At 68.2% G+C, this 16,705-nt stretch carries 20 protein-coding genes; 19 read left to right on the top strand and 1 reads right to left on the bottom strand.

Going from position 1 to position 16,705, the window contains the following annotated elements:
- The first annotated feature begins 45 nt into the window (after window positions 1-45).
- The 18 genes from V4U86_RS22890 to rplO all read left to right on the top strand — a co-directional run bounded on the left by V4U86_RS22890 (window position 46) and on the right by rplO (window position 13,032).
- Entirely contained in the window at window positions 46-378 is a 333-nt protein-coding gene (locus V4U86_RS22890) for a Rieske (2Fe-2S) protein (RefSeq protein WP_395308172.1), read from the top strand.
- Complete coding sequence (locus V4U86_RS22885; RefSeq protein ID WP_395308171.1) at window positions 375-1,601, top strand: NAD(P)/FAD-dependent oxidoreductase; 1,227 nt, start codon at window positions 375-377, stop codon at window positions 1,599-1,601. Before V4U86_RS22890 ends, V4U86_RS22885 begins: the two co-directional genes overlap by 4 nt.
- Window positions 1,598-3,049, top strand: a complete 1,452-nt coding sequence (locus V4U86_RS22880) for an aldehyde dehydrogenase family protein (protein WP_395308170.1) — start codon at window positions 1,598-1,600, stop codon at window positions 3,047-3,049. The genes V4U86_RS22885 and V4U86_RS22880 overlap by 4 nt, the downstream gene beginning before the upstream one ends.
- 28 nt (window positions 3,050-3,077) lie before the next feature.
- The gene (locus tag V4U86_RS22875) at window positions 3,078-3,455 is read left to right on the top strand and encodes a Rieske (2Fe-2S) protein (RefSeq protein WP_395308169.1); all 378 of its coding nucleotides are present in this window, start codon (window positions 3,078-3,080) and stop codon (window positions 3,453-3,455) included.
- The gene (locus V4U86_RS22870; RefSeq protein WP_395308168.1) at window positions 3,452-5,056 is read left to right on the top strand and encodes a gamma-glutamyltransferase family protein; all 1,605 of its coding nucleotides are present in this window, start codon (window positions 3,452-3,454) and stop codon (window positions 5,054-5,056) included. The genes V4U86_RS22875 and V4U86_RS22870 overlap by 4 nt, the downstream gene beginning before the upstream one ends.
- Entirely contained in the window at window positions 5,046-5,480 is a 435-nt protein-coding gene (locus V4U86_RS22865; RefSeq protein WP_395308167.1) for a RidA family protein, read from the top strand. Before V4U86_RS22870 ends, V4U86_RS22865 begins: the two co-directional genes overlap by 11 nt.
- A 212-nt stretch (window positions 5,481-5,692) precedes the next feature.
- Window positions 5,693-7,213, top strand: a complete 1,521-nt coding sequence (locus V4U86_RS22860) for a permease (protein WP_395308166.1) — start codon at window positions 5,693-5,695, stop codon at window positions 7,211-7,213.
- A gap of 11 nt (window positions 7,214-7,224) precedes the next feature.
- Window positions 7,225-8,601 (top strand): amidase, encoded by a 1,377-nt coding sequence (locus tag V4U86_RS22855; RefSeq protein WP_395308165.1) that lies wholly within the window; start codon window positions 7,225-7,227, stop codon window positions 8,599-8,601.
- Window positions 8,602-8,795: 194 nt separating this feature from the next.
- Window positions 8,796-9,164, top strand: coding sequence for a 50S ribosomal protein L14 (gene rplN / locus V4U86_RS22850; RefSeq protein ID WP_068000387.1), 369 nt, complete (start codon window positions 8,796-8,798; stop codon window positions 9,162-9,164).
- Window positions 9,165-9,482 (top strand): 50S ribosomal protein L24, encoded by a 318-nt coding sequence (gene rplX, locus V4U86_RS22845; protein WP_395308164.1) that lies wholly within the window; start codon window positions 9,165-9,167, stop codon window positions 9,480-9,482.
- Window positions 9,483-9,484: 2 nt separating this feature from the next.
- The gene (gene rplE, locus V4U86_RS22840) at window positions 9,485-10,057 is read left to right on the top strand and encodes a 50S ribosomal protein L5 (protein WP_057167044.1); all 573 of its coding nucleotides are present in this window, start codon (window positions 9,485-9,487) and stop codon (window positions 10,055-10,057) included.
- Window positions 10,058-10,060: 3 nt separating this feature from the next.
- Entirely contained in the window at window positions 10,061-10,246 is a 186-nt protein-coding gene (locus tag V4U86_RS22835) for a type Z 30S ribosomal protein S14 (protein ID WP_019510998.1), read from the top strand.
- Window positions 10,247-10,315: 69 nt separating this feature from the next.
- On the top strand, window positions 10,316-10,714 hold the full coding sequence (gene rpsH, locus V4U86_RS22830) for a 30S ribosomal protein S8 (protein WP_087019285.1): 399 nt from the start codon (window positions 10,316-10,318) through the stop codon (window positions 10,712-10,714).
- 12 nt (window positions 10,715-10,726) lie between these two features.
- Complete coding sequence (gene rplF, locus V4U86_RS22825; RefSeq protein WP_395308163.1) at window positions 10,727-11,266, top strand: 50S ribosomal protein L6; 540 nt, start codon at window positions 10,727-10,729, stop codon at window positions 11,264-11,266.
- A 3-nt stretch (window positions 11,267-11,269) separates the two neighbouring features.
- Window positions 11,270-11,674, top strand: coding sequence for a 50S ribosomal protein L18 (gene rplR, locus V4U86_RS22820; protein WP_395308162.1), 405 nt, complete (start codon window positions 11,270-11,272; stop codon window positions 11,672-11,674).
- 25 nt (window positions 11,675-11,699) lie between these two features.
- Complete coding sequence (gene rpsE, locus V4U86_RS22815; protein ID WP_395308161.1) at window positions 11,700-12,368, top strand: 30S ribosomal protein S5; 669 nt, start codon at window positions 11,700-11,702, stop codon at window positions 12,366-12,368.
- A gap of 2 nt (window positions 12,369-12,370) precedes the next feature.
- The gene (rpmD, locus tag V4U86_RS22810) at window positions 12,371-12,583 is read left to right on the top strand and encodes a 50S ribosomal protein L30 (protein ID WP_236433567.1); all 213 of its coding nucleotides are present in this window, start codon (window positions 12,371-12,373) and stop codon (window positions 12,581-12,583) included.
- A 5-nt stretch (window positions 12,584-12,588) separates the two neighbouring features.
- Window positions 12,589-13,032 (top strand): 50S ribosomal protein L15, encoded by a 444-nt coding sequence (gene rplO, locus V4U86_RS22805; RefSeq protein WP_395308160.1) that lies wholly within the window; start codon window positions 12,589-12,591, stop codon window positions 13,030-13,032.
- A 142-nt stretch (window positions 13,033-13,174) separates the two neighbouring features.
- Here the strand turns inward: rplO and V4U86_RS22800 are convergent, their stop codons facing one another.
- Window positions 13,175-14,668, bottom strand: coding sequence for a SulP family inorganic anion transporter (locus V4U86_RS22800; RefSeq protein WP_395308159.1), 1,494 nt, complete (start codon window positions 14,666-14,668; stop codon window positions 13,175-13,177).
- Window positions 14,669-14,887: 219 nt separating this feature from the next.
- Between V4U86_RS22800 and sppA the strand changes: the two genes are divergently transcribed.
- Window positions 14,888-16,657: a signal peptide peptidase SppA gene (gene sppA, locus V4U86_RS22795; protein WP_395308158.1), complete on the top strand. Its 1,770-nt coding sequence runs from the start codon at window positions 14,888-14,890 to the stop codon at window positions 16,655-16,657.
- Window positions 16,658-16,705: the final 48 nt, after the last annotated feature.

Genomic DNA, 16,705 nt, shown 5'->3' with positions numbered 1-16,705 from the left:
TCGCTGCGCGGTGGTCGGCGCGCCGAAGTCCAGAAAGGGAAACACATGAGCACGGAGTGGGTTGCGGTGGCGACCACCAAGGAGTTGGGCCGGCGCCGCAAGCTCCGGGTAGAGGTCGGCGGCACGGCCATCGCGTTGTTCCAAGCCGGGGGCAAGGTGTACGCATTCGCCGATCTCTGTGTGCACCAAGACCGTTCACTGTTCAAGGGCACCCTTTTGCACGGCAAGGTGATCTGCCCCGGCCATCAGTGGCAGTTCGAACTCGAAACCGGCTACGAGGCCGACCAGGACCTCTGTCAGCCCACCTATCCGGTGCGCGTCGACGATGACGGCACCGTCTACATCATGGCCACCGTGCCAGAGGAGGCGCGCGCATGACCCGTCCCACCTACGTCACCATCGGTGCGGGCCAGACCGCCGCCGTGGCGGCGCGCAACCTGCGGCGCCGCGGATTCGACGGGCGCATCGTGCTCATCGGCGACGAGCCTTACGCGCCCTACCAGCGTCCGCCGCTGTCCAAGGAGTTCCTCACCGGTGCCGAGACCGAGGACACGCTGTGGATCCTGCGGCCCAGCTGGGTCGCCGACAACGACGTGGAGATCGTCACCGGTGTCACCGCCACACGTGTTGACACCGCCTCCGGCACAGTGGAATTCGCTGACGGAGCCGCACTGTCGGCTGATGCCGTGCTGTTTGCCACCGGCGGAGCGCCCCGGACCCTGACGGTGCCGGGTCCACGTCCCGACCTGGTGCATTACCTGCGCACCCTCGACGACGCCGAGCGGCTCGCCCCGCTGCTGACACCCGGCCGCCGGCTGGCCGTCATCGGCGCCGGCTTCATCGGCCTGGAGATCGCCGCGACCGCCACGGCCGCGGGGGCGACGGTGACGGTGCTCGAAACCGCGCCGGTGCCGCTGGCCCGGGCGATCGGCACCGAGATGGGCGCCTTGCTGACCCGTTTGCACCGCGACAACGGTATCGATCTCCGCACCGGTACCGCCGTGGGCTCGCTGCGCACCACCGCCGACGCGGTGGTGATCGGCTCCGAAGAGTTCGATGCCGTCGTCATCGGCATCGGCATCACGCCGAACGTGACAGCGGCAGTGGCGTCCGGTCTCGCCGTCGACGACGGCATCATCGTCGACGCGACGGGCCGCACCGCGGTCCCGAATGTCTACGCCGCCGGCGATGTCGCACGGCGTTACTCGCCGCGGGCCGGCCGGCATGTCCGCGTCGAACATTTCGACAACGCCAGCCGCCAGGGCGTCGCGGTGGCCGACGCCATGCTGGGTAACGACACGATCTCCGACGACCCGCACTGGTTCTGGTCGGATCAGTTCGACCGCAACATGCAGTTCATCGGCACCGCACATGGTGAGCCCGCGATTCGCGGCAACCGGGACGGGATGGATTTCACGGGGTTCTACTTCGACGGCGGGGTGCTGTGCGGCGCCTTCACCGTCGAACGCGGTGAGGACATCTCGGCGGTCAGGGAAATGCTCGGCCGGGAACTCGACGTCGCCGCACTGTGCGATGAGGACACCGATCTGTTCGATATCGCCTTTGCCGATGAGGAAGAGGAAGCGCAGGTACACGCATGATCGAGGGTTTGAACTTCATCAACGGCGACTGGGTGCCCGCCCAGTCGGGTGCGACGTTCAGCCGCCACAACCCGGCGGACCCGACGGACGTCATCGGCGTCTTTCCCGCCTCGGGTCCCGACGATGTGCGCATCGCGGTGGACATGCTGGACAAGGCCGCGCCAGTTTGGGCCGCGACCGCCCCGGAACGCCGGGCCGCCATCCTGGAAGCCGCTGCCTGGCAACTGGAGTCGCGCGCCGAGCAGCTGATCGGCGAGCTCGTCCGGGAGGAGGGAAAGACCACCGCCGAGGCCACCATGGAGGTGACCCGGACACCGATGAACCTGCGGTTCTATGCCGCGGAGGCCACCAGAGCGCTCGGCCGCACCTATCCGGCCGCCGGCGACACATTGTTGTACACGGTGCGGGAACCGATCGGCGTGGTCGGGGCCATCACCCCGTGGAACTTCCCCCTGAATATCCCGTCCCGCAAGCTCGGCCCGGCGCTGGCACTGGGAAACACGGTGCTGTTCAAGCCTTCTGAGCTGACCCCACTGATGGGTCAGCGGATGGTCGAGGCGTTGCTGGCCGGCGGTCTGCCGCCGGATGTCATCGCGTTGGTGCAGGGCGACGGCGCGGCCGGGGCAGCGGTGGCCGCCGACCAACGGATCGCCGCGGTCACGTTCACCGGTTCGACCGCCGTCGGCCGGCTCATCCATGGTCAGGTCGGGCCGCAACGCCGGGTGCAGTTGGAGATGGGCGGTAAGAACCCGGTGGTGGTGGCGGGTGACGCCGATCCCGACACGGCTGCCGCGTTGATCGTCAAGGGCGCGTTCGGGTTGTCCGGTCAGGCGTGCACCGGAACCAGTCGGGTGATCGTCACCGACGCCAACCACGATGCCGTGGTCGAGAAGATCGTGGCCCGCGCCGAGGCGCTGAGCGTGGGGCCGGGCAGCCGGTCCGGCGTCGACATGGGCGCACTGGCCAGTGCGGAACAATTCGACAAGTTCCACCGCTACGTCCAGGCCGGTATCGACGACGGAGCCACCCTGCGGTGCGGTGGCACGGCGGTGTCCGGTGCCGATGTGCCCGACGGCTTCTTCGTGCGGCCCACCGTGTTCAGCGACGCCCAGCCCGGGATGAAGATCGTCGACGAGGAGGTCTTCGGTCCGTTGATCGCGATACAGCGCGCCGTTTCCCTGGACGACGCGATAGACCTGGCCAACAACACCGAGTTCGGGCTGTCGGCGGCGATCGTCACCAACGATCTCGCCGTCGCGCAGATGTTCAGCCGCCGGTCCCGGACCGGGCTGGTGAAGATCAACCAGCCGACCACCGGGATGGCGATGAACGCGCCGTTCGGCGGATACAAGGCGTCATCCACCGCGACCTTCAAAGAGCAAGCAGGCGCGTCGATGATCGATTTCTACCTCAACGAGAAGACGGTTTATCTCACCCCGGCCGGCTAGGTCGCACCCGATGGAAGAGAGCGGTGGCATGCAGGAAACACAGGAAACAACGGAATTCGTCCGGGTCGCCAGATCGGGGCAGGTCCCCGAGGGGATCGTGCGCCGATTCCACGCCGGTGAGCATGAGTTCGCGGTGGCCAGGTTGCGCGGCAAGGCATATGCGACGTCCAACTACTGCACGCACCTGGACTGCCTGCTGTCATCGGGCAAGCTGCGTGATGACGGAATCGGGTGTTCCTGCCACGGAAGCGCTTTCGACCTTGAGACCGGTGAGCCGATCAGTCCGCCGGCCACCGAGCCGATCAAGACGTTCCCGGTGCAGGAGCGCGACGGCGAGATCTTCGTCGGGCTGCAGCCCGGGGAGGCGCCCGCAGGTCCCACCCGACGGGTGCGCCGGCAATCATGACGACCACGGTGCGGCCCCCGGCCTTGTCGGCCGCAGGCATGGTCAGCAGCAGTCATCCGGTCGCCAGTCTCGCCGGTGCGCGGGTGATGGCCGACGGCGGCAACGCCATCGACGCCACCCTGGCGATGGCGTCGATGACCTGGCTCACCCTGCCCGGGCAGTGCGGTGTCGGCGGTGATGCGTTCGCCGTGGTGCGCGAGCCCGACGGCCGGGTGTGGACCGTCAACGGCTCCGGGTTCGGGCCCGATGGTGGAACGCCAGATTTCTATACGGCACAGGGGCTTTCAGCGATACCCATGGACGGCCCGTTGTCGGTGGCGGTGCCCGGGGCGCCCGCGGCGCTGACCGCGCTGCATCGGGGCGGCGCCTCCAGGTCGCTGCCCGAACTGTGGGAGGGGGCGGCGCGCCTCGCGGAGCGGGGACTGCCGTGTTCGGCACGGACCTCCGGTGACGTCGCCTTGGCGCTGGCTGCGATCGGCACCGACCCCGGGCTCTCGGCGATTTACGCCGCCGACGGCGTGCCGGCACCCGTCCGGCGCGTGCTGCCCCAGCCGGCGCTGGCGGCCACCATCCGGGCGCTGGCCCACGACCCGGACGGCTTCTACACCGGCCAGTTCGCTCAGCGCGCGGTCGCCGCGCTGCAGGCCGGCGGGGCTCCGTTCACCGGCGACGAATGGGCGGCGGGCGCCGAACTGACCGCCGAACCGGCGCTGACCGGTGGGTATGCCGGCGCGCTCGTACACCAGACCCCGCTGCCCACGCCCGGCTGGATGGTGTTGCAGCAGGCCGCGTTGTGCGACGGCGTCCTCGGCGCCACGGAATGGATGTCGGCGGCCGCGGTCGACCGGATGGCCCGAGCCGCCCGACTGTCATTCGCAGACCGATTTGCGATGTGCGGCAGTGATAATCGCCGCGACGGGGCCGATTACATCCTGAACCCGGAACGGCTGGACGCACAACGCCGCGATCTCGACGGCCGCATCGAAGTCGGTGGCCGGATCGCGGTCGGGGCGGGGGACACCACCTCGACGGTGGCGGTGGACGCCGACGGGCGGGCGGTGAGCTTCATCCACTCGCTGGCGTTCACCTTCGGCGCGAAGTTCACGGTGCCCGGCACCGGAGTGGTACTCAACAACCGGCTGGGTCGGGGCGCGTACCTGATGCCCGGGCACCCCAACGAGGTGAAACCGCGCCGCAAGCCGCTGAACACGCTCAATGCCTGGATCGTCACCGACGAGGCAGGTGGGCTGCAGCATGTCGGCAACACCCCGGGCGGCGACGGGCAGGTGCAGTGGAACATGCAGCTGATCTCGCACCTGCTCGACCACGGCCGCGATGCCGCCGAAGCGGTGACCGCATCCAGATTCACCGTCTTCCCGGGTTCGGACGCCGATGTCATCGGCGCCCCCGACGAACTGCGGGTCGAGCCCAGCCTGCCCGGCGCCGTGCGCGAGGAACTGGCCGCATTGGGGCACCGCATCGTCGTGCAACCCGATCTCGGTGCCGGCGGCAGCGCCCAACTCATCTCCGTCGACGAACGAGGTGTGCTGATCGGTGCCGCCGACCCCCGCCAGGAGGGTGTGGCGCTCGGTGTCGATTGAACGGACCGAAACATCTCCGCCGCAAGGTGATTACATCCCCGCCACGGTGCACGCCGGGCTCATCTTCAGCGCCGGGATGACGCCACGCCGCAACGGGACACTCACGGTCACCGGCACCGTCGGCCGGCAGGTCGACCTTCCCACGGCCCGCGCCGCGGCGATGCTGGCCGCAAACAATGCACTGGCCGCGGTCCGGTCGGTTCTTCCCCCGGATGCGGCGGGGGTGCGGTGCCTGCAGATGACCGTGTACGTGGCCTGTGCACCCGATTTCACCGCGGCATCGGCCGTCGCCGACGGTGCCTCCGCAGCGATCACCGCGGAACTCGGGCCGGACGCCTTGCCGGCGCGCAGCGCAATCGGGGTGTGCGCTCTGCCGTCCGGTGCCCCCGTCGAAGTGCAACTGGTGGCGGCGGTGCTGTGCTGACGCTGTGGCGCTGGACACAGTGCACAGCCGCCGGCGACGCACGGTGTGCGTTGTGGGCATTGCCGAAAGTTGGTCCATCGGCCAAGCTCTCGACACTCGCTGTGCACATCAGCCCGTGCACTGCCGAACCGCTCGGCCCTATCTGAAACCGTTCCCGGCCGCTACGTTTCTGCTCCACCGGCGACCGCAGCCCCGATTGGATGGTGACGTCCGTGTCCACTGCGCACTGGGTGTACCTGCTCGGCCTCGTCGTACTGATCGTCACGGTCATCGCCAAGAAGAACGTCATCGCCCCGGCGATGCTGGCGACATTCCTGACGGCACTGGCGTTCTCCGGCAGCGTCACCTCCGGACTGGGAGCGGTGTTCAACGCGGCGATCATCGGGACCCGGGAACTACTGCCCATTTTCATCATCATCGCGCTGGTGACCGCAATGCTCGGAGCGGTGCGCCATGCCGGCGCGGACTCGGTGATGATCCGGCCGCTGCGCGGGCTCTTCCGCAATGGCCACATCTCCTACCTGGTCCTGGCCGTCGTGACCTTTCTGCTGTCGGTATCGTTCTGGCCCACCCCGGTGCTGCCGTTGATCGCCGCGATCCTGCTGCCCGCCGCGGTGAAGGTGGGACTGCCGCCCTTCGGTGCGGCCCTCGCGATCGCGATAGCCGGGCAGGGCATGGCGCTCAGTTCGGATCTGGTCATGGGGGTGGCACCAGCGCTGTCCGCCGAGGGTGCCGACGTCTCCGCGAGCCTGATCGCCGTCCGGGCGACCCTCATCGCGCTGATCGCCGGCGTGGTGGCCCTGACGATCGCTTACTTCCGCGATGTGCGCACCAAGATGCTGGACCCGGTGGCAGCCGCTGCGGTGACGCTGCCCGTCGCAAGAGCCTCCGCGGACGCTGAGGCACCCGCAACCGGCGCCCGCGCGGGCGGCTCAGACACGTCCGGCGGGCGGGCCCGCGCCACCACCCTGCGCCCCACCGCCGCCGGCGGCGATGCTCTCGACGACGAGGACGGCTCGCCGTCGACGAAGGCGCGGCTCATCGCGATCGGTGTGCCCACCTTGTTCGCCGCCCTGCTGGCGTTCATGCTGCTGGGCCGGTTCACCCCCTGGGTGCCCGATATCGACGAAGGCCTGGGCGCGCCCCTGGTCGGGGGCGCCGCCGCGCTGGCGCTGGTGACCATCGCGGTACTGGTGAACCGACGGACCTGGCTGGACGATGTCGGTCGGCATTTCACCGATGGCATCACGTTCTCGTTCCGTTCCATGGGCATGGTCATTCCGGTGGCGGGTTTCGTCTACGTCGGGTTGTCGGACTATTCCGGCGCGATCCTGGGCTTGGACCCGGAGCTGCCCGCGCCCGCCTTCCTGCTGGATGCGGTTGCCGCGGTGGAGCCCTATATCCCTGCGATACCGGTCTTCGCGGCCTTCGCGATGCTGCTGATCGGCATGGTGATCGGGCTGGACGGCAGCGGCTGGCCCGGGCTGCCGTTCACCGGGTCGCTGGCCGCCTCGCTCGGTGAGAGCTCCGGCGCGGATGTGGCCACCCTGGCGGCGATCGCCCAGAACGGAGCCAGCTGGACCGGCGGCGGCACCCTGGTGATCTGGTCATCGCTGATCGTGGTGGCGGGCTTGACCGGGGTTTCGGTGATGGACCTCGCCCGTCGGCTCTTCATCCCGGTGGTGTGCGGCCTTGTGGTGGCCACCTCGGTGGCGGCGGTGCTGCTGCTGTGAAAATCGCAGGGGTGAACGCGACGACCGTGATCGAGACGGCCGATCTGGTGCGGTCGGGTCAGGTCAGCGCCCAGGACACCGTGGCGCGGGCTCTGACGGTCATTGAGGAGACCAACGGCGCGCTCAACGCCTTCATCCACGTCGACGGTGAGCGGGCCATGGACTGGGCCCGTGACGTCGACCGGGTGGTGGCCCGCGGTGGCGACCCGGGCGCGCTGGCCGGGGTGCCGATGGGGGTCAAGGAACTGCAGCCGGTGCAAGGCTGGCCGTTCGCGATGGGGAGCACGTTGCACGCCGGCCGGATCGCCGACCACACCTGCACCCTGGTGGCCCGAGCTGTCGCCGCCGGTGCGGTGCCGATCGGGGTGACCGCATCCCCGGAGTTCGGCCGTGCTTCCTACACCGCATCGGTATTGCACGGCATCACCCGCAACCCCTGGAACACCGACCTGACGCCGGGCGGGTCCAGTGGCGGGTCGGCCGCTGCCGTCGCGTCCGGCATGGTGCCCGTGGCAACCGGCACCGACGGCGCCGGCTCATTGCGTATTCCGGCGTCCTACTGCGGACTCGTGGGCTTCAAGGCGACTTATGGATTGGTTCCACGCGGGCCGCGGCACAGGGGAGTCGCAGACAACGACCACTACGGAGTGCTGACCCGGACCGTCGCCGATACCGCGCGGGTGCTCGACAGCATCTGCGGCATCGATCACCATGACCGGGCGTCTCTGCCGGCGCCGGCGCAATCGTTCGAAAAGAACTTGCACGCAACCGATTTGAGTGCACTGCGAGTGGCTTTCACGGCGACACCCGGTGGGGCGCCGTGTGATCCCGAGGTCGCCGCAGCGGCCGAAGTGGCCGCCGAGAAATTCATCGAGGCCACCGGTGCGCGCCGGGTGAGCGCCGCGGCGGTGCGCATCGACCCGGCGTGCAGCACAGCGTTTCGTACGCTGTCGGCGCCGGACGTCCATGCCCAGGTTGGCGCGGCGGTGGATTTCGGGAACGTTCATCCGGCGGTGCGACGCTACTTCGAGGCCGCCGCCGAACTGGATGCCACGTCGCTGCTCGATGCGCACGAGGCGCGGGCCCGGCTGGTGGCCGACATGGCGGCGGCGTTCGGAACATTCGATCTGTTGCTCACGCCGGCCACCACGGTGCCGTCCTTCGCCGCCGAGGGCCCCATGCCCACCCAGATAGACGGTCGTCCGGTGGACCACTGGGGTGCGCTGGCCGTCACCTACCCGTTCAACCTCACCGGCCAGCCGGCGATCTCTGTTCCTGCGGCCCTGGTGGGAGGGGCTCCCATGGGTTTGCAGATCGTGGGCCGGAGGCACGCCGATGCAACGGTGTTGGCGGCCGCGGCGGCGTACGAGCGGATCGGCCTCTTCTAGCAGGCCACGCACGTTTTGTGCGGCTGCGGTGAGCAATTTGGCTCTCAGCAGGTCGTCCCCTAGACTCTAGGGGTTGCCTGGGGCAGACCTCGGTTCTCTTCGTGTGAGAAAACCCTGCGTGCTCTCGGGGCAACAAAGACCGCGCACGTCAGGTCGGTATCTGCCGTGCACACAAAACCAGGTCAGGAGATCGAGTGATTCAGCAGGAATCGCGGCTGAAGGTCGCCGACAACACGGGTGCCAAGGAGATCTTGTGCATCCGCGTTCTCGGTGGCTCGTCGCGGCGCTATGCCGGCATCGGCGACATCATCGTGGCGACCGTCAAGGAAGCCATCCCGGGCGGCAACGTCAAGCGTGGAGATGTCGTCAAGGCCGTCGTGGTGCGCACCGTCAAGGAGCGCCGTCGTGCCGATGGCAGCTACATCAAGTTCGACGAGAACGCGGCGGTCATCATCAAGGCCGACAACGACCCGCGTGGCACCCGCATCTTCGGCCCGGTGGGTCGCGAGCTGCGCGAGAAGAAGTTCATGAAGATCGTTTCGCTTGCCCCGGAGGTGTTGTAAATGAAGGTGCACAAGGGCGACACCGTGCTCGTCATCTCCGGTAAGGACAAGGGCGCCAAGGGCAAGGTCATCGAGGCCTACCCGACCCGCGACAAGGTTCTGGTCGAGGGCGTCAACCGGATCAAGAAGCACACCGCGCAGTCGCAGAACGAGCGCGGCGCCTCCTCCGGCGGCATCGTCACCCAGGAAGCGGCCATCCACGTCTCCAACGTGATGGTGATCGACTCCGACGGCAACCCCACCCGCATCGGCTACCGCTTCGACGAGGAGACCGGCAAGAAGGTTCGGGTCTCCAAGCGCAACGGCAAGGACATCTGAGAATGACCACTGTAGAAAACGCCGCCAAGGTGCAGCCGCGGCTGAAGCAGCGCTACCGCGAGGAAATCAAGGACGCGCTCAACAAAGAGTTCAACTACGCCAACGTGATGCAGATCCCCGGCGTGGTCAAGGTCGTCGTGAACATGGGTGTCGGTGACGCCGCCCGCGACGCGAAGCTGATCAACGGCGCGGTGAACGATCTCGCCCTGATCACCGGCCAGAAGCCCGAGATCCGCAAGGCGCGCAAGTCCATCGCCCAGTTCAAGCTGCGCGAGGGTATGCCGATCGGCGCCCGCGTCACGCTGCGCGGTGACCGCATGTGGGAGTTCCTGGATCGCCTGGTCTCGATCGCGCTCCCGCGTATCCGTGACTTCCGCGGCCTGAGCCCCAAGCAGTTCGACGGCAGCGGCAACTACACCTTCGGGCTCTCCGAGCAGTCGGTGTTCCACGAGATCGACGTGGATTCCATCGATCGCCCCCGCGGCATGGACATCACCGTCGTCACCACGGCGACCAACGACGACGAAGGACGAGTGCTGCTGCGGGCCCTCGGCTTTCCGTTCAAGGAGAACTGAGCAATGGCAAAGAAGGCTCTGGTCAACAAGGCCAACAAGAAGCCGAAGTTCGCGGTGCGCGCGTACACCCGGTGCAACCGGTGCGGCCGGCCGCACGCGGTGTTCCGCAAGTTCGGCCTGTGCCGGATCTGCCTGCGCGAGATGGCGCATGCGGGCGAACTGCCCGGTGTCCAGAAGTCCAGCTGGTAACCAGCATTCATTACTGATTAACACGGTAGGCCCGAAGGGAACCGCCGCGAGGAAGGTGAACCGGCTGTCATGACGATGACCGATCCCATCGCAGACTTCTTGACTCGTCTGCGTAACGCCAATTCGGCGTATCACGACGAGGTGACTCTGCCGCACTCGAAGATCAAGGCGAACATCGCCGAGATCCTCAAGGAGCAGGGCTACATCTCCGATTACCGCACCGAGGATGCCCGCGTGGGCAAGTCCCTCGTGGTGCAGTTGAAGTACGGCCCCAGCCGTGAGCGCAGCATCGCCGGCTTGCGCCGGGTGAGCAAGCCCGGTCTGCGTGTCTATGCAAAGTCCACCAATCTGCCTAAGGTGCTCGGCGGCCTGGGCGTGGCGATCATCTCCACGTCCTCGGGTCTGCTCACCGATCGCCAGGCATCTCGACAGGGCGTGGGCGGCGAAGTCCTCGCTTACGTCTGGTAGGGGAACAAGAACATGTCGCGTATTGGAAAGCAGCCGGTCCCGGTTCCTGCCGGGGTCGATGTGACCATCAATGGTCAGAACGTGTCGGTCAAGGGCCCCAAGGGGACCCTGACCCTGGATGTCGCCGAGCCGATTCAGGTGTCGCGCGATGACGAGGGCGCCATCCTGGTGGCCCGCCCCGACGACGAGCGGCGCAGCCGTTCGCTGCACGGGTTGTCGCGCACCCTGGTGGCCAACCTGGTCACCGGTGTGACCGAGGGCTACACCAGGAAGATGGAGATCTACGGCGTCGGTTACCGCGTGCAGCTCAAGGGTTCCAACCTGGAGTTCGCACTCGGCTACAGCCACCCGGTTCTCATCGAAGCGCCCGAGGGCATCACTTTCACGGTGGAGACACCCACGAAGTTCTCGATCTCGGGCATCGACAAGCAGAAGGTCGGCCAGATCGCCGCGGTGATCCGTCGTCTGCGTCGCCCCGACCCGTACAAGGGCAAGGGCGTGCGCTACGAGGGTGAGCAGATCCGCCGCAAGGTCGGAAAGACAGGTAAGTAACCGATGGCTACGAAGAACGAAGCTGCCACCCACAAGCCGGTGGGGCAGAACATCTCCGAGACCCGGCGCAACGCGCGTCTGCGTCGGCACGCCCGGCTGCGTAAGAAGGTCGAAGGCACCGCCGACGCCCCGCGCCTGATGGTCAACCGCTCGTCGCGGCACATCCACGTCCAGCTCATCGACGATCTCGCCGGCGTCACCGTCGCCGCGGCCTCGTCCATCGAGCCCGACGTGCGTGCGGTCGACGGTGACAAGAAGGCGCAGAGCGTGCGCGTCGGTCAGCTGATCGCCGAGCGCGCCAAGGCTGCCGGAGTCGAGACGGTCGTGTTCGACCGTGGCGGCTACACCTACGGTGGCCGGATCGCCGCGCTGGCGGATGCCGCGCGTGAAGGCGGGCTGAAATTCTGATGACTGTTAACGAGAGGACTGCATGATGGCCGAGCAGGCTGGCGCCGGTTCGGCGCAGGACAATCGCGGTGGCCGCGACGATCGTGGCGGCCGTGGCCGTCGCGACGATCGTGGCGGCCGGGGCCGCGGCGACGACCGCGGTGAGAAGAGCAACTACATCGAGCGCGTCGTCACCATCAACCGCGTCTCCAAGGTGGTCAAGGGTGGTCGGCGCTTCAGCTTCACCGCCCTGGTCATCGTCGGCGACGGCAACGGCATGGTCGGTGTCGGCTACGGCAAGGCCAAGGAAGTTCCGGCCGCCATCGCCAAGGGCGTCGAGGAAGCTCGCAAGAACTTCTTCCGGGTGCCGCTGATCGGCGGGACCATCGTCCACCCGGTGCAGGGTGAGGCCGCGGCCGGTGTCGTGATGCTGCGTCCGGCCAGCCCCGGTACCGGTGTGATCGCCGGTGGCGCTGCTCGTGCCGTGCTGGAATGCGCCGGGGTGCACGACATCCTGGCCAAGTCGCTGGGCAGCGACAACGCGATCAACGTGGTGCACGCCACCGTTGCCGCGCTGAAGCAGATCCAGCGTCCCGAAGAGGTGGCGGCCCGTCGCGGCCTGACCATCGAGGATGTGGCGCCGGCCGGCATGCTCCGGGCACGGCGCGAGAGCGAGGCGCTGGCCGCCAGTGCCGCGCGTGAGGGGTCGGCATAGTCATGGCTGAACTGAAGATCACCCAGGTGCGCGGGACCATCGGCGCACGCTGGAAGCAGCGCGAAAGCCTGCGGACGCTCGGGCTGCGGAAGATCCGCCAGTCCGTCGTCCGTGAGGACAACGCTCAGACCAGGGGTCTGATCAAGACCGTGCATCACCTCGTCGACGTCGAGGTCGTCGGCGATGAGCGCCCGCGCGAAGAGCAGAAGGGCTAGGAATCATGAGTGTCATCAAGCTTCACGACCTGAAGCCGGCCCCCGGGTCGAAGACCAAGAAGACCCGCGTCGGTCGCGGTGAGGGCTCCAAGGGTAAGACCGCCGGTCGCGGCACCAAGGGCACCAAGGCCCGCAAGAACGTCCCGTCGACGTTTGAGGGTGGCCAGATGCCGATCCACATGCGGCTGCCGAAGCTCAAGGGCTTCAAGAACCGCTTCCGCACCGAGTACCAGGTCGTCAATGTCGGCGATATCGCCAAGGCGTTCCCGCAGGGCGGCACCATCGGTGTCGACGAGCTGGTCGGCAAGGGTCTGGTTCGCAAGAACACCCTGGTGAAGGTCCTCGGCGACGGCAAGCTGGCCGTCAAGGTGGACGTCACCGCCAACAAGTTCAGCGGCAGCGCCCGCGAGGCCATCACCGCCGCCGGCGGTTCGGCCACCGAACTGTAAACAGCTCGACGTCAGAAGGCCCCTGCTCCGGCAGGGGCCTTTTGCGTTGCGGAGGTATGTGGCGTGTCCGGCGCGGTCGCCGAGTGTGCATCCGTTGCGGGGGTCTGGGCGATTTCCCGCAGTAGATGCACACTCGGTGCTGTCAGTCCGTCCCCAGCTGCCCCGACAGCCGGTCATGGCGTTCCGCGGAGTCCCGGTTGAGGCCCACGATCTCGACGCGCTTGCCGCGCGCCCGGTACTTGGTGGTGATGGCGTCCAGGGCGGCCACCGTGGACGCGTCCCAGATATGTGACTGCGACACGTCGATGACCACGGTGTCCGGGTCCGCGGCGTAGTCGAACTGATAGACCAGGTCGTTGCTGGAGGCGAAGAACAGTTCCCCGGACACCCGGTAGGTCACCCTGGCCGCATCCTCGTCGACCACGCGCTCGACGGTCATGAAGTGCGCGACCCGCCGGGCGAAGAGCACCATCGCGGTGACCGACCCGACGATGACGCCGTAGGCCAGGTTGTGGGTGGCCACCGTGACCGCGACGGTGGCCAGCATGACCAGGGTCTCGCTGCGCGGCATCCGGCGCAGCGTCGCCGGGTTGATGCTGTGCCAGTCGAAGGTGGCCACCGACACCATGATCATCACCGCCACCAGCGCGGCCATCGGGATAAGCCCGACGACGTCGCCGAGCCCGACCACCAGGATCAGCAGGAACACGCCGGCCACGAAGGTGGAGATCCGGGTCCGGGCGCCGGACACCTTCACGTTGATCATGGTCTGGCCGATCATGGCGCAGCCGCCCATTCCACCGAAGAACCCGGTCACCAGGTTGGCCACGCCCTGGCCCCAGCCCTCCCGGGTCTTGTCGGAGTGGGTGTCGGTGATGTCGTCGACGAGTTTGGCGGTCATCAACGACTCCAGCAGACCGACCAGCGCCATCGCCAACGCGTACGGGCCCACGATCTGCAGCGTCTCCCAGGTCAACGGCACCTGCGGAAGGAACAGGCTGGGCAGACTGGACGGCAGTTCGCCCTGATCCCCGACATTGGGGATGTCCAGGCCGAACGCCACCACCGCCGCGGTCAGCAACACGATCGCCACCAGCGGGGCCGGCACCGCGGTGGTCAGCCTGGGCAGCAGGATCAGGATGAGCAGGGCGACCGCGACGAAGGGATAGACCAGTGCCGGCACCCCGAGCAGATGCGGAAGTTGGGCGGTGAAGATCAGGATCGCCAGCGCGTTGACGAAACCCACCATCACGCTGCGCGGGATGAAGCGCATCAACCGGGCCACCCCGAGCACACTCAGCAGAACCTGCAGTGCCCCGGCCAGGATGACCGCGGCGACGAAGTAGTCGACCCCGTACTCGCGGGCCAGCGGGGCGATCACCAGGGCGATCGCGCCGGTCGCGGCCGAGATCATGGCGGGCCGGCCGCCGACGACAGCGATCGTGACGGCCATCGTGAACGAGGCGAACAACCCGACCCTGGGGTCGACGCCGGCGATGATGGAGAACGAGATGGCCTCGGGGATCAGCGCGAGCGCAACCACCAGACCAGCCAGCACCTCGGTCTTCAGCCGCCGAGGGGAGCGTAGGGCGCTGCGCACGGACGTCGAGTCGGCGAGACGTATCTGAGACGCCATGGGGCTCCGATCACTGCAGCATGAGAGATACCCGACGCGCGAAGGGCCGGCGGCACTGCCGGTACGGGGCCGGCGGGAAGCCGGGGCGGTCTGCGACCACGCCCGCGGACGGACCAACCCTACTCCCGGCGCCGGGAGCGACCGAAATCCCGGCAACCGCCGCGGCGGTTTCACGATCGGCGAAAATGGCGGGCCTACCTGCGCCGGTAGGCTCGGGACATGTTCGGATTCCTTCCCAACCTGCCCGGCCCCGACACTCTGTCGGCCCTGGCCCGCAAGGTCGACACCGCCCGCCACAACGGGGTGCCCGACGGCTGCGTGCTCGAGCTCGATCTGCAGACCGCACCGCCGGAGTCCACCGGTTTCGACCCGCTGACCATGCTCTCGCTCGGCGGCAGGCCGCTCACGCTGCGGCAGACCGTCGATGCGCTGCACCGCGCCGCCGAGGATGACCGGGTGGCCGGGCTCATCGCGCGGATCCAGCTGCCCGCTGCCGCGCCCGGCCCGGTGCAGGAACTGCGCGATGCCATCGCGGCGTTCGGGAAGGCCAAGCCGACGCTGGCCTGGGCGGAGACCTACCCGGGCACGCTGTCCTACTACCTGGCTTCGGCCTTCCGCGAGGTGTGGATGCAGCCGTCCGGCACCGTCGGGCTGATCGGGTTCGCCACCAGCGCGCTGTTCCTGCGCGGCGCGCTCGACAAGGCCGGTATCGAGGCTCAGTTCGTGGCGCGCGGCGAGTACAAGTCGGCGGCCAACCTGTTCACCCAGGACAGTTACACCGAGGCGCACCGGGAGGCCGATAGCGCACTGATCGGTAGCCTGCACGCACAGGTGTTCGCCGCGGTGGCCCAGGCCCGGGGCCTGCAGGTCGACGAGATCAACGCACTCGCCGACAAGGCGCCGCTGCTGCGCGACGCCGCGGTCGAGGCGAAGCTCGTCGACCGCATCGGATTCCGGGACGAGGCCTACGCGCGCATCGCCGAACTCACCGGCGCCCCCGCCCGCGCCGACGGGGAGGACGCCCCGCCGCGGCTGTTCCTGGCCCGGTACGCGAAGACGAACCCCGCCCTGCCGACGCCCCCGATCCCGGGACGCAAGGCCAAGCCGGGCATCGCCGTGGTGACCCTGGACGGGCCGATCGTCAGCGGTCGCGGCGGCCCGCAGATGCTGCCGATCGGGAACTCCAGCGCCGGCGGCGACACCATCGCCGCGGCCCTGCGCGAGGCGGTCGCCGACGACGATGTGTCGGCCATCGTGCTGCGGGTCAACAGCCCTGGCGGTGCGGTCACCGGGTCGGAGACCGTCTGGCGGGAGGTGGTCCGGGCCACCGAGGCGGGCAAACCGGTGATCGCCTCGATGGGCGCGGTCGCCGCGTCCGGCGGGTACTACGTATCGATGGCCGCCGACGAGATCGTCGCCAATGCGGGCACCATCACCGGCTCGATCGGCGTGGTGACCGGCAAGCTGGTCTCCCGGCAGCTCAAGGACAAGCTCGGTGTCGGATCGGATTCCGTGCGTACCAACGCGAACGCCGACGCCTGGTCGAGCAACGAACGCTTCACCGCCGAGCAGCAGGAGCATGTGGAGGCCGAGGCCGACCTGTTCTACACCGACTTCGTCGAGCGGGTGGCGGCCGGCCGGAACCTCACCGTCGAGGCGGTCGAAGAGGTGGCCCGCGGCCGGGTCTGGACCGGCGCCGACGCCAAGGAGCGGGGTCTGGTCGATGAACTCGGTGGCCTGCAGACCGCCATCGTCCGGGCGAAGGTCCGCGCCGGACTCGCACCCGACGCCGACGTGCGGATCGTGAACTATCCGGGATCCTCGGTGCTGGACATGTTGCGGCCCAAGGCCTCCTCGCAACCCGCAGCGGCCTCGGTGCCCCAGGCCCTCGGCGCGCTGCTGGGCGGCTCCGTCGCCGGGATCGTCGACCAGGTGGAGCGTTCCGTCACCGGTGCGCACGCACTGTGGCTGGGGGACCACCGGTTCTGAGCGGGCCCGGGTCGATCCGGGATGTTTAGCTCTCCTCACCGTCGGGCA

The sequence above is a fragment of the Mycobacterium sp. AMU20-3851 genome (assembly GCF_043974665.1).
Classification (GTDB): Bacteria; Actinomycetota; Actinomycetes; order Mycobacteriales; family Mycobacteriaceae; genus Mycobacterium.
The sequence above is the reverse complement of the archived record's forward strand: the minus strand, read 5'-3'. Positions and strand labels throughout refer to the sequence as shown.

Excerpts from the sequence above, each read along its gene's own strand:
- rpmD (WP_236433567.1), top strand. The coding sequence starts at position 12,371 with ATGGCTGAACTGAAGATCACCCAGGTGCGCGGGACCATCGGCGCACGC.
- rplE (WP_057167044.1), top strand. The coding sequence starts at position 9,485 with ATGACCACTGTAGAAAACGCCGCCAAGGTGCAGCCGCGGCTGAAGCAG.
- rplX (WP_395308164.1), top strand. The coding sequence starts at position 9,165 with ATGAAGGTGCACAAGGGCGACACCGTGCTCGTCATCTCCGGTAAGGAC.
- V4U86_RS22800 (WP_395308159.1), bottom strand. The coding sequence starts at position 14,668 with ATGGCGTCTCAGATACGTCTCGCCGACTCGACGTCCGTGCGCAGCGCC.
- rplR (WP_395308162.1), top strand. The coding sequence starts at position 11,270 with ATGGCTACGAAGAACGAAGCTGCCACCCACAAGCCGGTGGGGCAGAAC.
- sppA (WP_395308158.1), top strand. The coding sequence starts at position 14,888 with ATGTTCGGATTCCTTCCCAACCTGCCCGGCCCCGACACTCTGTCGGCC.
- rplO (WP_395308160.1), top strand. The coding sequence starts at position 12,589 with ATGAGTGTCATCAAGCTTCACGACCTGAAGCCGGCCCCCGGGTCGAAG.
- V4U86_RS22880 (WP_395308170.1), top strand. The coding sequence starts at position 1,598 with ATGATCGAGGGTTTGAACTTCATCAACGGCGACTGGGTGCCCGCCCAG.
- V4U86_RS22890 (WP_395308172.1), top strand. The coding sequence starts at position 46 with ATGAGCACGGAGTGGGTTGCGGTGGCGACCACCAAGGAGTTGGGCCGG.
- V4U86_RS22875 (WP_395308169.1), top strand. The coding sequence starts at position 3,078 with ATGCAGGAAACACAGGAAACAACGGAATTCGTCCGGGTCGCCAGATCG.
- rpsE (WP_395308161.1), top strand. The coding sequence starts at position 11,700 with ATGGCCGAGCAGGCTGGCGCCGGTTCGGCGCAGGACAATCGCGGTGGC.
- rplF (WP_395308163.1), top strand. The coding sequence starts at position 10,727 with ATGTCGCGTATTGGAAAGCAGCCGGTCCCGGTTCCTGCCGGGGTCGAT.
- V4U86_RS22870 (WP_395308168.1), top strand. The coding sequence starts at position 3,452 with ATGACGACCACGGTGCGGCCCCCGGCCTTGTCGGCCGCAGGCATGGTC.
- V4U86_RS22835 (WP_019510998.1), top strand. The coding sequence starts at position 10,061 with ATGGCAAAGAAGGCTCTGGTCAACAAGGCCAACAAGAAGCCGAAGTTC.
- rpsH (WP_087019285.1), top strand. The coding sequence starts at position 10,316 with ATGACGATGACCGATCCCATCGCAGACTTCTTGACTCGTCTGCGTAAC.
- V4U86_RS22885 (WP_395308171.1), top strand. The coding sequence starts at position 375 with ATGACCCGTCCCACCTACGTCACCATCGGTGCGGGCCAGACCGCCGCC.